This window comes from Aquabacterium sp. J223 (genome assembly GCF_024666615.1).
Lineage (GTDB): Bacteria > Pseudomonadota > Gammaproteobacteria > Burkholderiales > Burkholderiaceae_C > J223.
The window spans coordinates 150,482-164,200 of sequence record NZ_CP088297.1; the positions used below are offsets into that span (position 1 = coordinate 150,482).

At 74.5% G+C, this 13,719-nt stretch carries 9 protein-coding genes and 1 pseudogene; 4 read left to right on the forward strand and 6 right to left on the reverse strand.

Translation table 11 applies throughout. From position 1 onward, the window contains the following. The first annotated feature begins 302 nt into the window (after positions 1–302). Complete coding sequence (locus LRS07_RS00660; RefSeq protein WP_260500128.1) at positions 303–1,163, forward strand: ferritin family protein; 861 nt, start codon at positions 303–305, stop codon at positions 1,161–1,163. 6 nt (positions 1,164–1,169) lie between these two features. On the opposite strand, the gene LRS07_RS00665 is transcribed toward LRS07_RS00660, so the two are convergent. The 3 genes from LRS07_RS00665 to glnE all read right to left on the reverse strand — a co-directional run bounded on the left by LRS07_RS00665 (position 1,170) and on the right by glnE (position 5,467). Further along, complete coding sequence (locus LRS07_RS00665) at positions 1,170–1,775, reverse strand: DMT family transporter (RefSeq protein ID WP_260500129.1); 606 nt, start codon at positions 1,773–1,775, stop codon at positions 1,170–1,172. 348 nt (positions 1,776–2,123) lie between these two features. Beyond that, complete coding sequence (rrtA, locus tag LRS07_RS00670) at positions 2,124–2,765, reverse strand: rhombosortase (protein ID WP_260500130.1); 642 nt, start codon at positions 2,763–2,765, stop codon at positions 2,124–2,126. Continuing rightward, on the reverse strand, positions 2,738–5,467 hold the full coding sequence (gene glnE, locus LRS07_RS00675; RefSeq protein WP_260500131.1) for a bifunctional [glutamate--ammonia ligase]-adenylyl-L-tyrosine phosphorylase/[glutamate--ammonia-ligase] adenylyltransferase: 2,730 nt from the start codon (positions 5,465–5,467) through the stop codon (positions 2,738–2,740). Before glnE ends, rrtA begins: the two co-directional genes overlap by 28 nt. A gap of 127 nt (positions 5,468–5,594) precedes the next feature. On the opposite strand from glnE, the pseudogene LRS07_RS22405 reads away from it, so the two are divergent. The 3 genes and pseudogenes from LRS07_RS22405 to LRS07_RS00690 form a co-directional block, all read left to right on the forward strand. After that, positions 5,595–7,508, forward strand: a pseudogene (locus LRS07_RS22405) (YhdP family phospholipid transporter); the annotation flags it as partial. Positions 7,509–7,587: 79 nt separating this feature from the next. Continuing rightward, the gene (locus LRS07_RS00685; RefSeq protein ID WP_509909125.1) at positions 7,588–9,684 is read left to right on the forward strand and encodes a YhdP family phospholipid transporter; all 2,097 of its coding nucleotides are present in this window, start codon (positions 7,588–7,590) and stop codon (positions 9,682–9,684) included. Continuing rightward, entirely contained in the window at positions 9,681–10,478 is a 798-nt protein-coding gene (locus tag LRS07_RS00690) for a carbon-nitrogen hydrolase family protein (protein ID WP_260500133.1), read from the forward strand. The genes LRS07_RS00685 and LRS07_RS00690 overlap by 4 nt, the downstream gene beginning before the upstream one ends. A gap of 39 nt (positions 10,479–10,517) precedes the next feature. On the opposite strand, the gene LRS07_RS00695 is transcribed toward LRS07_RS00690, so the two are convergent. From LRS07_RS00695 to LRS07_RS00705, 3 genes are all read right to left on the reverse strand, one after another. After that, positions 10,518–11,462 carry a CysB family HTH-type transcriptional regulator gene (locus LRS07_RS00695; protein ID WP_260500134.1) on the reverse strand — a complete coding sequence of 315 codons (945 nt, stop codon included), beginning with the start codon at positions 11,460–11,462 and terminating at the stop codon, positions 10,518–10,520. Positions 11,463–11,565: 103 nt separating this feature from the next. Beyond that, on the reverse strand, positions 11,566–12,369 hold the full coding sequence (locus LRS07_RS00700; protein WP_260500135.1) for a DUF72 domain-containing protein: 804 nt from the start codon (positions 12,367–12,369) through the stop codon (positions 11,566–11,568). Between the two features lie 77 nt (positions 12,370–12,446). After that, the gene (locus LRS07_RS00705) at positions 12,447–13,613 is read right to left on the reverse strand and encodes an FAD-dependent monooxygenase (RefSeq protein ID WP_260501996.1); all 1,167 of its coding nucleotides are present in this window, start codon (positions 13,611–13,613) and stop codon (positions 12,447–12,449) included. Positions 13,614–13,719: the final 106 nt, after the last annotated feature.

Sequence of the window (13,719 nt, forward strand, 5' to 3'; positions counted from 1 at the left end):
GGATTTCAACCGGGACGGAAGGCTGCGCAGCAGGCAAAAAGTGGTTCAGAGACCAGGTGACTCTGCAACCTCTCGGCAACCGGTGTGCCCGTGGCGTTTGGAGCCGCCTTCCGCAAGCGAGTTCCGCTGCGGCGCCCCGGCAGCGCCGGTCATCCGGACCGGTCCCGCGGCCGTACAACCACCGGCCGGCGCCACCGCACGTCTTGCTGCAATTTGCACAGCCGACCGGGCACGGGGATGGCCGGACTGTCGTGGGCACGTCACCTCGCCCTCCTAGAATCCGCCCCTCTCCAAGGATCACCATGCTTTATCCGGAACTCTTCAAGCAGCTCGAGGCGGTGCGCTGGAACATGGAGCGCGACATCCCCTGGGACCGCTTCGACGCCAGCCGCCTCAGCGAGGAGCAGGCGCAGACCATCAAGATGAACGCCATCACCGAGTGGGCGGCGCTGCCGGCCACGGAGATGTTCCTGCGCGACAACAAGGACGACAGCGACTTCTCGGCGTTCATGAGCGTCTGGTTCTTCGAGGAGCAGAAGCACTCGCTGGTGCTGATGGAGTACCTCAAGCGCTTCCGGCCCGACCTGGTGCCCACCGAGGCCGAGCTGCACGAGGTGCGCTTCGAGTTCGACCCGGCGCCCGCGCTGGAGACGCTGATGCTGCACTTCTGCGGCGAGATCCGGCTCAACCACTGGTACCGGCGCGCGGCCGAATGGCACACCGAGCCGGTCATCAAGGCCATCTACGAGACGCTGGCCCGCGACGAGGCTCGCCACGGCGGCGCCTACCTGCGCTACATGAAGCGCGCGATGCAGAAGTTCGGCGACGAGGCGCGCGCGGCCTTCACCAAGGTCGGCGTGCTGATGGCCAGCGCCCGCCGCACGGCGCAGGCGCTGCACCCGACCAACCTGCACGTCAACGAGAAGCTGTTCCCGCGCGACACCATCCAGAGCCGGCTGCCGGACCCGACCTGGCTGGAGGACTGGCTCGACAAGCAGATCCAGTTCGACGCCGTGTGGGAGAACAAGGTGGTCGAGCGCATCCTGCACAACCTGAGCCTGCTGATGGAGCGCAGCTTCGCCAGCGTCCAGGAGCTCAACCGCTACCGCAAGGAAATCACCCGCCGCCTCGGCGAGAACGGCGGCGCCCCCGCCGCGGCCTGACGCCGGTCAGCGGCGGCGGCCGGTCAGGCTGACCACCGCGATGCCCACCGCCACCGCCGCCATGGCGGCCAGCAGGCGGCTGGTGAGCGGCTCGTCCAGTAGCAGCACGCCCGACGCCAGTCCCGCCACCGGCGTCAGCAGTGTGAAGGCCGACAGCAGCGTGGCCGGGTAGTGGCGCACCAGCCAGAACCACAGCAGGTAGCTGGCGAAGGTGATGACCACCGCCTGGAAGGCGAAGGCTGAAGCCGCCGCCGGGCCGAGCCGCTGCGGCCACGGCTCTCCGACCGCGAGCGCCAGACCGGCCAGCAGCACCCCGGACACCACCAGCTGGTACAGCAGCGTCTGCTCGGCCGGGGCCTGGGACAGGCGGCTGGCGCGGACCGCCAGCGTGGTGGCGCCCCAGAGCAGCGCGCCCGCCACGCCCAGCGCATCACCCCACCACTGCCGCGGCCCGTTGGCCGGCGACCGGAAGCCCTCCGAGAAGGCCCAACCGACGCCGGCGAAGGCCAGCACCAGCCCCACCCACTGCCACCCCGCCAGCCGCTCGCCGCGGGCGACGAACGGCATGCCCAGCGCCACCACGAAGGGCGCCAGGTAGATGAAGACGACCATGCGCGACGCGCCGGTGTACTGCAGGCCGACGAAGATGCAGGCGAACTCGGCGGCGAACAGCGCCCCCCACCAGCAGGCCGGCGCCCAGCGTGGCCGTCGGCGGCCGCAGCGCCACGCCGCGCCAGCGCATCCAGCCCATCAGGCACAGCGCCGCCACCGCCGACCGCGACGCGGCCTGCCACAGCGGCGGGAACTCGGTCAGCGCCACCTTGGCGGTCACCTGGTTCACGCCCCACAGCCCGCAGCACAGCAGCAGGCAGAGCACGGCGACGGCGTCGAGCCGGCTGCGGCGGTCGGTGGGGCGGTCCGAAGGGCGGTCGACGGCAGGACGGGCGGCGGCGGCTCGGTTCATCCCGGCGAGTGTGCCCCGCCCGGTGTTGGTGCGCTGAACGCGCCTCGGGCCGCTTCGGCCAGGACCGCGCAGAGCAGGCCCGCGGCCGCGCCGGCCGCATGCGCCGCCGGCGCGAGGGCGATGTCCCAGCCGTCGGCGCGGAGGGTCGCCGGGCCCCACGGCCGTTCCAGGGCCAGTTTCACCAGCAGGCCGGCCAGCACGGCGGCGCCCACCGCACGGTCACGGCCCGGGCGGCGCAGCAGCGGCACCACCGCCGCCGCCACGCCGGCGTGCAGCACGCCGGACAGGCCGCCATACAGCACGAGGTCCGGCCGTGCGAGCAGCGCCAGGTGGGTGAGCGGCCAGGCCAGCGCCCAGGCCAGCGTGCTGCGCCGAGGCAGCCGCGCGGCCAGGCCGAGGGCGCCCACCACCAGCGTGCCGGCCAGGTTGGCGGCCAGGTGCCGGTCGCTGAAGTGGACCCACGCCGCCGACCACCAGCGCCAGGGCTGGTGCCAGGCGGCCGGGCGCCACGCCAGGGCGTCGTGCGCCGGCCAGAACGCGTCGGCGAACGCCCCCGCCGCCAGCAGCGTGGCCAGGCAGGACCACGCCCGACCGCCGCCGCCCGGCCCGCTCAGCCGCCGGAGAAGACCGCGCGCCACAGGGCCAGCACCGCCTCGCGCGCCTCGACGAACTCGGCGGGCTCGAACTGCGTCGGCCGCTCGTCCAGGCGGGCACGGTGCTGCGCCCGGCGCAGGGCGCGGTAGGCGTCGCCGGCCGCCACGCCGACGCCCGACGGCAGCAGGCCCGCGTCCTCGGCACGCTTGAGCAGCGCGATGTTGCCGACGTTGTCGAGCAGCGCCGGGTGACCCGACGACTCGGTGAGCGCAAGCGCCTGCACCGCGAACTCGGCATCCATCATCCCGCCCGGGCTGTGCTTGACGTCGAAGCGGCCGGCGGGCACCGGGCGGCCGGCGCGCACCTTCTCGCGCATCTGCCGCACCTCGTCGAGCAGGGCGGCGCGGTCGCGCGGCGCCGCCATCACCTGGCGGCGCACGGCCTCGAAGCGCGGCGCCAATGCCGCGTCGCCGGCGCACCAGCGGGCGCGGGTGATGGCCTGGTGCTCCCAGGTCCAGGCGGTGTTGCTGCCGCGGCCCGCCTGGTAGCGCTCGAAGGCCTGCAGCGAGGTCACCAGCAGGCCGGAGTTGCCGTTCGGCCGCAGCGCCGTGTCGATGTCGAACAGCTCGCCGGCGGCGGTGCGCAACGTCAGCCAGTTGATCAGCTTGCGCACGAAGGCGGCGTAGACCTCGGCCGCCCGCTCGTCGTCGTCGTCGTAGAGGAAGACCAGGTCGAGGTCGCTGCCGTAGCCCAGCTCCTTGCCGCCCAGCTTGCCGTAGGCGATGACGGCGAAGCGCGGCTGCTCGCGGTGGCGCAGCTTGAGGTGCCCCCAGGCCCAGCGCAGCGCGCAGTCGAGCACCGCGTCGGCCAGGGCCGACAGCTCGTCGGCCACCTGCTCGACGGTCAGGTCGCCCTCCACGTCGCGCACCAGCGTGCGGAAGACCTCGGCGTGGTGCGCCTGGCGCAGGGCGTCGAGCAGCAGGCCCTCGTCGGCCTCGCCGGCGCGCAGCCAGGCGGCGTGGCGGGTGTCCAGGTCGGCCAGGAACACCGCCCGGTCGAAGCGGCCGTGTAGCAGGCGCGGGTCGGCCAGTTCGTCGATCACGCCGGGGTGCCGCATCAGGTACTGCGCCGGCCAGCGCGCCAGGTCGAGCAGCCGCAGCAGCCGGCCCAGCACCTCGGGCCGCTCCAGCAGCAGCGCCAGGTAACTCTCGCGGCGCAGCAGCGGCTGCAGCCAGTCGATGAAGCGGCCGGCCGCCTCGTCGCTGCAGCGGCCGTGGGCCACGTCCTCGCCCACCCGGTGCACCAGCCGGGCCAGGCGCTGCTTGCTCTCCTCGCGCAGCGCCTGCACCTTGGGGTGGTCGACCCAGGGCCGCACGCGTTCGGCCAGCGCCGGCGGCAGGCGGTTGATGAAGGCCTCGCTGTCCACCATCGGCGGCGGGCCGCCGCACTGGCCCTTGCGGCAGCCGCCCTGCACCGGGCCGCGGCCGTCATGCAGCAACGCGTCGAACTCGGTGGCGACGAACTCGCGCACCTCGCCGAAACGCTCCAGCAGCGCGCAGGCGTCCTCGCGGCAGGGCGGCAGGCCCAGGCTCTGGGCGATCCAGCGCAGGTCGCCGTCGTCGGCCGGCAGCAGGTGGGTCTGCTGGTCGTCGAGGTACTGGATGCGGTGCTCCACCTGCCGCAGGAAGGTGTAGGCCTCGGCCAGCCGCCCGGCGGTGGCCGGCGCCATCAGGCCCTGGGCCGTCAGCCGCGCCAGGCCCTTCAGCGTGGAGCGGGTGCGCAGTTCGGGGAACTGCCCGCCGCGCACCACCAGCAGCAACTGGACGATGAACTCGATCTCGCGGATGCCGCCACGCGACAGCTTGACGTCGTTGGCCCGCTCGGGCCGCCCGGCGGCGCGGCGCTGCGCCTCCTCGCGGATCCTGGCGTGCAGCTGACGCAGGCCCTCGAACACCCCGTAGTCGAGGTAGCGCCGGTAGACGAACGGCGCCACCAGCGCGCGCAGCTGCATCGCCCGGCCGCTGGCGACCGACTCGCGCGGCGCGACCACCCGGCTCTTCAGCCAGGCGAAGCGCTCCCATTCGCGGCCCTGCACCAGCAGGTACTCCTCCAACATGGCCAGGCTGACCACCGGCGGGCCGGAGTTGCCGTTCGGCCGCAGCGCCAGATCGACGCGGAAGACGAAGCCGTCCTCGGTGGTCTCGCCGACCAGCACGTACAGCCGCTTGGCGACGTTGGTGAAGTATTCGTGCGCCGTCAGCGGCCGCGGCCCGGTGCACTGGCCATCGTCCTCGTAGACGTAGACCAGGTCGATGTCGGAGGACACGTTCAGCTCGCGCCCGCCCAGCTTGCCCATGCCGACGATCCAGAAATCGATCGGCCGGCCGTCGGCGGTTCGGGGCGGGCCGTGCAGCGCGTCGGCCTCGGCGCGGGCGACCGCCAGCGCCCGTTCCAGCGCCACCTCGGCCAGCGTGGTGACGGCCTGCGTCACCGCCTCCATCGGCGCGCCCTGCTCGACGTCCAGCACCGCCAGGCGTTCGATCACCACCTGCCGCGCCACCCGCAGCGCGCTGGCCACCGGGCGGCCGGCGGCCAGCAGGCGCTCGACCAGCGCCTCCATCGCCGCCCGGTCGGGCAGGCCCGGCGGCAGCCAGGTCAGTTCGTCGGGATAGCGCCGGCGGATGCGCTGCACGAAGCGGCTGTGGGCCGCCTCCGCGTGGATGACCGGTGCTGGAAGGGAACTCATGGGGCGCCAGGCGCTCGTGCTAGTGTCTCTGGCCGGTGTTCGGCACGCGATCCAAGATCTTGAAGCCCCTGTTGCAGCGCCACCGCTCCCGCCCACGGCCCCAGCGCCTCGCCGGGGCGCACGCCGCATGACGCTCTCCGCCCTGCGGCCGCCTGCCTGGGCCTTCCGCGGCGCCCGCCTGGCGCTGCAGTTGGCGCTGTCGGTCGTCGCGTTGGTCTGGAGCGTACTGCTGCTCGGCTGGCTGACGCTGTACTGGGGCATTCTGCCCCGCATCGACGACTGGCGACCCCAGGTGGAGACCCGTGCCGCGGCCGCGCTCGGCGTGCCGGTGGCCATCGGCCGGATCGAGGTCACCGCCGCCGGCTGGGTGCCGGTGCTGACGCTGCGCGACGTGCGCCTGTACGACCGCGACCGCCAGCCGGCGCTGCGTCTGCCGCAGGTGACGGCGGCGCTGTCCGCCCGCGGGCTGTGGCACCTGCTGTGGTCGTGGCGGCTGCAGTTCGAACAGCTGCTGCTGGAGGACCCCGAGCTGGCGCTGCGGCGCGACGCCGACGGCCGCTGGTGGGTGGCCGGCCTGCCGCTGCAGGGCGGCGCCGGCGAGGACGGCAACGCCGCCGCCGACTGGCTGTTCGACCAGCACGAGGTGGTGGTGCGCCGCGGCCGGCTGCAATGGGAGGACGCCGCGACGCCGGGCGCCGCGCCGCTGGCCCTCGACAACGTGGACCTGGTGCTGCGCAACCGCTTGCGCTCGCACCGGCTGCGGCTGGACGCCTCGCCCGCCGGCTTCGGCGAGCGCTTCACCGTGCGCGCGGCCTTCCAGCAGCCGCTGTGGACGGCGCCCGGCGACTGGCGGCGTTGGAACGGCACCGTGCACGCCGAGCTGCCGCAGGCCGACCTCGCGCCGCTGGCGCCGTACCTGCCCTTCCGGCTGATCGAGGGCGACGGCGCGTTGCGGGCCTGGCTCGACGTCGTGCGCGGCGAGCCGCGCGGCATCACCGTGGACCTGGCGCTGCACCGCCTGGCGCTGCAGTGGCCGGGGGCCGCGAGACCGCTCGGCCTGCAGGGCGTGCAGGGCCGCTTCAGCGCGCAGCAGACCGACGACGGGGCCCGGCTGGCGGGCCAGGACCTGTCCTTTTCCACCGACGAGGGGCTGCAGTGGCCGAGCAGCCGGTTCAGCGTCGGCTGGCGGCAGAAGCCCGGCCAGCCGCTGGCCGGCGAGGCCAGCGCCGACCGGCTGGCGCTGCCCGTGCTGGCCGAACTGGCCGACCGCCTGCCGCTGGGCGACGCGCTGGTGCAGCGCCTGGCGGACTGGCGACCGCAGGGCGAGGCGCAGGGCCTTCAGCTGCGCTGGGACGGTCCGCCCGAGGCGCCGCTGCGCTACCAGGTGCAGGGCCGCCTGCAGGGCCTGGGGCTGACCTCGGCGCCCGCCGCCCAGGCCGGCGACTTCGGCCGCCCGGGGCTGGAAGGGGTCGACCTGGAGCTGAAGGCCAACGAACGCGGCGGCGAGGCCCGCCTGCGGGTCGACGACGGCAGCATCAGCCTGCCCGGGGTGTTCGCGCCCGAGCGGGTGGCGCTGCAGCGCGTCGGCGCCGACCTCGACTGGCGGCTGGAGCGCCGGCCCGGGGGGCCGCCCGGCATCGAGCTGCGGCTGCGCCAGGCGCGCATCGCCAACGACGACCTCAGCGCCGAGTTCAGCGGCACCTGGCGCAACCCGGTGCTGGCCAGCGGCGGGAAGGAGGCGCACGGCCCCGGCTGGCTGCAGCTCGACGGCCGCCTGAACCAGGCGCGGGCCGAGGCGGTCGCCCGCTACCTGCCGCTGGGTGTGGCCGACGCCCGCCAGTACGTGGCGCAAGCGGTGCAGTCGGGCCGGATCGACGGCGCCACGCTGCGCCTGCGCGGGCCGCTGGCGCGCTTTCCCTTCGCCGACCCGCGCGAGGGCGACTTCCGCATCGAGGCCCGGGTCAGCGACGTGACGCTGGCCTACGTGCCGACCGACGCCCCGGGCGCTGCGCTGCCATGGCCGCCCTTCCAGCGGCTGTCCGGCGAGCTGGTCTTCGACCGCGAAAGCCTGGAGATCCGCAACGCCGCCGCGCGGCTGTGGGGGGCTGGAGCTGAAGCCGGTGAAGGGCCTGATCCGCCGGCTGGACCCGCACCCGGTGCTGGAGGTCGAGGGCCAGGTCCGGGGGCCGCTCGCCGACCTGCTGCGCTACGTCAACAGCACGCCGCTCGCGGACTGGAGCGGCCAGGCGCTGAAGGGCGCGACCGCCGGCGGTCCGGCCACGCTCAACCTGGCGCTGGCGCTGCCGCTGGACGACCTCGACCGCAGCACCGTCAAGGGCAGCCTCGCGCTGGCCGGCAACGAGCTGCGGCCGGTGCCCGAGTCGCCGGTGTTCAGCCAGGCCCGCGGCCGGGTGGACTTCACGCACAAGGGGTTCAGCGTCGTCGGTGCGTCGGCGCGGGCGCTCGGCGGCGACGTGACGTTCGAGGGCGGCAGCACCGCCGACGGCGGCCTGCGCTTCGTCGGCCAGGGCACCGCCACCGCCGACGGCCTGCGCCGTGCCGGCGAGCTGCCGGTGCTGCAGCGCCTCGGCGCGGTGGCCAGCGGACAGACCGCCTACCGGCTGCAGCTCAACGTGCTGCGCGGCCTGCCCGAGTTCAGCCTGACGAGCACGCTGGCCGGCCTGGCGCTGGACCTGCCCGCCCCGCTCGGCAAGCGCGCCGAGGCCACGCTGCCGCTGCGCGTGCAGACGGTGCTGGCGCCCGAGGCGGCGGCCGGCGCGGCCAGCGCGCGCGAGACGCTGCGCGTCGACCTCGGCACGGTGGCGCAGGCGTTGGTGCAGCGCGACCCGAAGGCCGCGCAGCCGGTGCTGCGCAGCGCCTTCGCCGTCGGCGAGCCGCTGCCGGCCGCCCAGCCCGGCGGGGTGGCGGCGGTCACCCTGCCCCGGCTGGACGTCGACGCCTGGTCCGCGGCGCTGGACCGGCTGCTGCCGGCAGGCGGCGCCCCGGCGGGCGTCGCGGGCAGCACCGCGGCCGGCGAGGCCGCCGCCTGGCTGCCACGGCAGGTCAACCTACGGCTGGGCACGCTGGTCGGCGGCGGCCGTCAGCTCGACCGGCTGAACGCCAGCCTGGCCCCCCTGCCCGACGGCGGCTGGCGGCTCACCGGCAGCGCCGCGCAGGCCGCCGGCACGGTCGAGTACCGGCCGCCGGGCACCGGGGCCGCGGCCACCGGCGGTCGCCTCAGCGCCCGCCTGTCGCGCCTGGCGCTGAACGAGTCGGACGCCCAGGCGCCCGGCACCGCGTCGGCGACCCCCGCGGCGACGCCGCGCAGCCTGCCGGCGCTGGACGTGGTGGTCGACGACTTCGAGCTGCACGGGCTGTCGCTGGGCCGGCTGCAGATCGACGCCAGCAACCGCGCCGCCGACGTGGCGGCCGGCGCGGGCGCCGACTGGATGGCGCGCTTCACCCTCGCCAACCCCGAGGGGCGGCTCACCGGCAGCGGCCACTGGCTGCCCGCAGGCAGTGCCGCCCGCCGCCGGGTGGCGCTGGACTTCACGCTCGACATCACCGACGCCGGCGGCCTGCTCAAGCGCCTGGGCGTCGAGGACGCGCTGCGCGGCGGCAAGGGCCGGCTGCAGGGCCAGGCCGGCTGGAACGGCACGCCGCTGGCGCTGGACCTGCCCAGCCTGGACGGCAGCCTGCAGCTGACGCTGGAGAACGGCCAGTTCCTCAAGGCCGGCCCGGGCGCGGCGCGGCTGCTCGGCGTGCTCAGCCTGCAGTCGCTGCCGCGGCGGCTGACGCTGGACTTCCGCGACCTGTTCCAGCAGGGTTTCGCCTTCGACAAGGTCGACGGCGACGTGAAGATCGAACGCGGCGTGGCCAGCACCAACAACCTGCGCATGCGCGGCGTGCAGGCCGCGGTGCTGATGGAGGGACAGGCCGACCTGGACCGCGAGACGCAGGACCTGCGCGTGGTGGTGGTGCCCGAGATCAACGCCGGCACCGCGTCGCTGGCCTATGCGGTGATCAACCCGGCCGTCGGCCTGGGCACCTTCATGGCGCAATGGCTGCTGCGCCGCCCGCTCATGGCCGCCGGCACCCGCGAGTTCCACATCCACGGCAGCTGGGACGACCCCAAGGTGGACCGGGTGGCGCGCCGGGGCGAAGATGCCGGCGCGGACACCGACCGCCCGCCTCCCGTCAGCGAGAACACACGATGAAGATCGCCGCCCTGCAGATGGTCTCCACGCCCGACGTGGCACGCAACCTGGAGGCCGCCGAGCGGCTGCTCGCCGAGGCCGCGGCGCAGGGCGCGCGGCTGGCCGCGCTGCCCGAGTACTTCTGCCTGATGGGCCAGCGCGACGACGACAAGCTGGCGATCGCCGAGGCGCCGGGCCGCGGCCCGATCCAGGACTTCCTCGCCGACCAGGCGCGCCGCCACGGGCTGTGGCTCATCGGCGGCACGCTGCCGATCCGCGGCGCGGCGGCCGACCGGGTGCGCAACGCCTCGCTGGTGTTCGACCCCGAGGGCCGGCCGGTGGCGCGCTACGACAAGCTGCACCTGTTCCGCTTCGAGCACGCCGGCGAGCGCTACGACGAGGGCCGGGTGCTGGAGCCCGGCACCGAGCCGGTGGCCTTCGACGCCGGCGGCTGGCGGGTCGGCCTGTCGGTGTGCTACGACCTGCGCTTCCCCGAGCTGTACCGCGCGCTGATGACGCCGCCCTGCGACCTGCTGGCCGTGCCGTCGGCCTTCACCCACACCACCGGCCGCGCGCACTGGGAACTGCTGCTGCGTGCCCGCGCGGTGGAGAACCAGTGCTACGTGATCGCGCCGGCGCAGGGCGGCCTGCACGAGAACGGCCGCCGCACCTTCGGCCACAGCCTGATCGCCGACCCCTGGGGCGAGGTGCTGGCGTCGAAGGACGAGGGCGAGGGCGTGGTGCTGGCGACCCTGGACCGCACGCGGCTGGCCGACGTGCGCAGCCGCCTGCCGGCGCTTTCACACAGACGATGACGGGACCCCTCGGCCGGCGCCCCGACCGAGGGCCAGACATCAAATGTCGAACGAGTCGCCGTCCCCCGCGGCCAGGGCCTGCTCCACCACCCGCTTGGTCAGCGGCGACGCGAAGGCCTCGATGAAGTCGTAGGCGTAGTGCCGCAGGTAGCTGCCGCGGCGGATGGCCAGGCGCGTCATGTTGACCGCGAACAGGTGGCGGGCGTCCAGCGCGGTCAGATGGCGGTCGCGTTCGTCGTCGTAGGCGATGGAGGCGACGATGCCGACGCCGAGCCCCAGTTCGACGTAGGTCTTGATGACGTCGGCGTCCATCGCCGTCAGCACCACCTGCGGCTGCAGGCCGGCCCGGGTGAAGGCCTCGTCGATGTGGGCGCGGCCGGTGTAGCCGACGTTGTAGGTGACGATGGGGTGCTCGGCCAGGCGCTGCAGCGTCAACGGCTTGCCGTCGGCCAGCGGGTGCCCCGGCGGCACCACCACCGAGTGCGTCCAGCGGTAGCAGGGCAGCGCGACCAGGTCGTCGTAGCGTGCCAGCGCCTCGGTGGCGACGCCGATGTCGGCCTCGCCATGGCGCAGCATCTCGGCCACCTGCTCCGGCGTGCCCTGGTGCATGTGCAGCACCACCTCCGGATGGCGCTCGCGGAAGTCGCGCACCGCCGTCGGCAGTGCGTAGCGGGCCTGCGAATGGGTGGCCGCGATGGTCAGCCGGCCGCGGCCCGCGGAGGCGAAGTCGGCGCCGGCCCGGCGCAGGTTGTCGGCCTCCATCAACAGGCGCTCGACGATGGGCAGGATGGTCTCGCCGGGCGGGGTCAGCCCGGTCAGGCGCTTGCCGGCGCGCACGAAGATCTCGACGCCGAGTTCGTCCTCCAGCTCGCGGATCTGGCGGCTCACGCCGGGCTGCGAGGTCGACAGCGCCTCCGCCACGGTGGTCAGGTTGAAGCCCTGGCGCACCGCCTCGCGGACGGAACGCAGTTGTTGGAAGTTCACTGGGCTGGTTTCTTCATGCGTTATCCGCATTTTGAACCGGCCTCGTTGGAAGAAAAGCAGACTTACCGTCTATCGAACGCCGGTTTTCAGATATCGCTTCGACTCAGCCAGCGGTGCGCAGGCGATCGAGCACCGCCTGCGCCGCGGCCGGCGCCCGCTCCTTGGCGCCGTCGATGAAGAACACGAAGACGTCGCGCGGCCGCGGCTCGGCCGGCGGGACACCCGCCACCCGCGGCACGTCGGCCGGCTCGAGACCCGCCGCCCAGGCCCGGGCGCAGGCCGCCCATTGGTCGAGTTGCGGCGCCGGGTAGCCGGTCTCCACCGCCGATTCGCTGCGCATCAGCCGCAGGTAGAGGAAGCCGGCCGTCGGCTCGGCCAGCTGCGGGTACTTCGGCGAGTCGGTGGCCACCACCGCCGCGCCGTGGCGCCGCGCCTGCTCCACGAAACGCGGCACCAGGAAGCTGGGGTGGCGCACCTCCAGGACATGGCGCAGCGGGCGATCCTTCAGCGCCGGCGGCAGCAGGCCGAGGAAGGCCTCGAGGTCGGCCTCGTCGTAGCGCTTGTAGGGCGGCAGCTGCCACAGCACCGGGCCCAGCTTGTCGCCCAGCCGGTCGAGGCCGCTGCCCAGGAAGCGGGCCACCGCCTCGCCGGCCTCGGCCAGCACCTTGCGCTGGGTGCAGGCGCGGTTGGCCTTGACGCTGAAGACAAACCCGTCCGGTGTTTCGTCGTGCCAGCGTTGAAAGCTCGACGGGCTCTGCGTGCGGTAGAAGGTGCCGTTGACCTCGATCGCCGTCACCCGCCGGCTGGCGTGCGCCAGGTGCTGGGCGGCGGGCAGGCCCGGCGGGTAGAAGGTCTGCTCCCACGGCTCGAAGGTCCAGCCGCCGATGCCGACGCGGATGCTGCCCATCAGTGGCGCCCGGCCGCCCGAAGCCACCGATCGCCCCCGCGGGGGCAGCGAACGAAGGTGAGCGTGGGGGCTTCATGTCACCGGCGCCCGAACATCATCTGCCGCGCCAGCGCCGACTTCAGCGGCCCCGCCGCCTGCAACGCCGCCAGGCCCAGGCCGCGCAGCGTGCCCAGCCCCGGCGCCTGCCAGGTGAAGCTGCGGGCCAGGAAATCGGTGGCCAGGATCATCGACCAGCGGTCGGGGCCGCGCCGCCATTCGAAGCGGCGCAGCGCCTCCGCCAGCGGCTGCCGGGCCAGCAGGTCGACCAGCGCGAAGGCGTCGCGCAGTCCCAGGTTGAGGCCTTGGCCGGCCACCGGGTGCAGCGTCTGCGCCGCGTTGCCGATGCGCACCACCCGGCCGTCGACCAGCGTGGGCTGGGCGTTCAGGCCCAGCGGAAACGCCTTCAGCGGCGTGATCTCGACGAGGCGTCCGGCCTCGGGCGGCAGCAGGGTGTTGAGCACCGCCAGCCGCTGTGCATCGTCGAGGTCGCGCACCGGGTCGTCCGCGTCGGGCACGCACCAGACCAGCGCCGCGCGGTGGCCGGGCCGGCCATCGGGCGACAACGGCAGCAGGGCGACCGGGCCCTGGCGGGTGAAGCGCTCGAAGGCCGTGCCCTCGCCGGCCGTGCCGCCCTCGCGCCGCACCTGGCCGACCCAGGCGGTCTGGTGGTACGAATGGCGCAACCCCTTCGACGCCTGCTGGGCGAAGACCCCACCTTCGGCGACGACGGCCAGGTCGAAGCGCTCGTCGCCGGCCTCGTCGACGCGCACGCCACCCTCCATGGGCGCGAAGCCGCTCACTGACTGGCCGAAGCGGGTGGCGAGCCGCCCGGGGTGCGCGGCCGCCTGCGCCAGCCAGGCGCGCTGCAGCGGCGCCACCACCGCGCCGTAGCTCAGCACGGCCCCCAGCTGCGACACGCCTTCGTCGGCGGCGCGCAGCACCACCACCGGCTCGCCCAGCGGCGTGCGCAGCCCGGGCGGGGCCTGCGAGACGTGCACCTCGGTGATCGGCTGCAGCCCGCGGCCGTCGAAAGCGTCGAGCTGCCGCAGCAGCTGCACGCTGCCCAGCGACAGCGCCAGCGTGCGCGGGTCGGTGGACACGTCGCGGTCCAGCGGGCGGGCGTCGAAGACGGTGATGCGCGCCTGCGGCAGCCGGCGCGCCGCCTGCAGCGCCAGCGCCAGACCGACCGGGCCGGCGCCGACGATGGCGAGTTCGAGGGAAGGAGGGGGTCATGCCCGGGGCCGGGGCACGAATGGCGCCCGCGGCCGGCCGATTATTGGCCCGCCGGAGCGGTCCCCAGGTGTGGCCGTG

Bases quoted from the DNA above. Each gene is read 5' to 3' on its own strand.
- LRS07_RS00660 (WP_260500128.1), top strand. From the start codon at position 303: ATGCTTTATCCGGAACTCTTCAAGCAGCTCGAGGCGGTGCGCTGGAAC.
- LRS07_RS00665 (WP_260500129.1), bottom strand. From the start codon at position 1,775: ATGGTCGTCTTCATCTACCTGGCGCCCTTCGTGGTGGCGCTGGGCATG.
- LRS07_RS00690 (WP_260500133.1), top strand. From the start codon at position 9,681: ATGAAGATCGCCGCCCTGCAGATGGTCTCCACGCCCGACGTGGCACGC.
- glnE (WP_260500131.1), bottom strand. From the start codon at position 5,467: ATGAGTTCCCTTCCAGCACCGGTCATCCACGCGGAGGCGGCCCACAGC.
- LRS07_RS00700 (WP_260500135.1), bottom strand. From the start codon at position 12,369: ATGGGCAGCATCCGCGTCGGCATCGGCGGCTGGACCTTCGAGCCGTGG.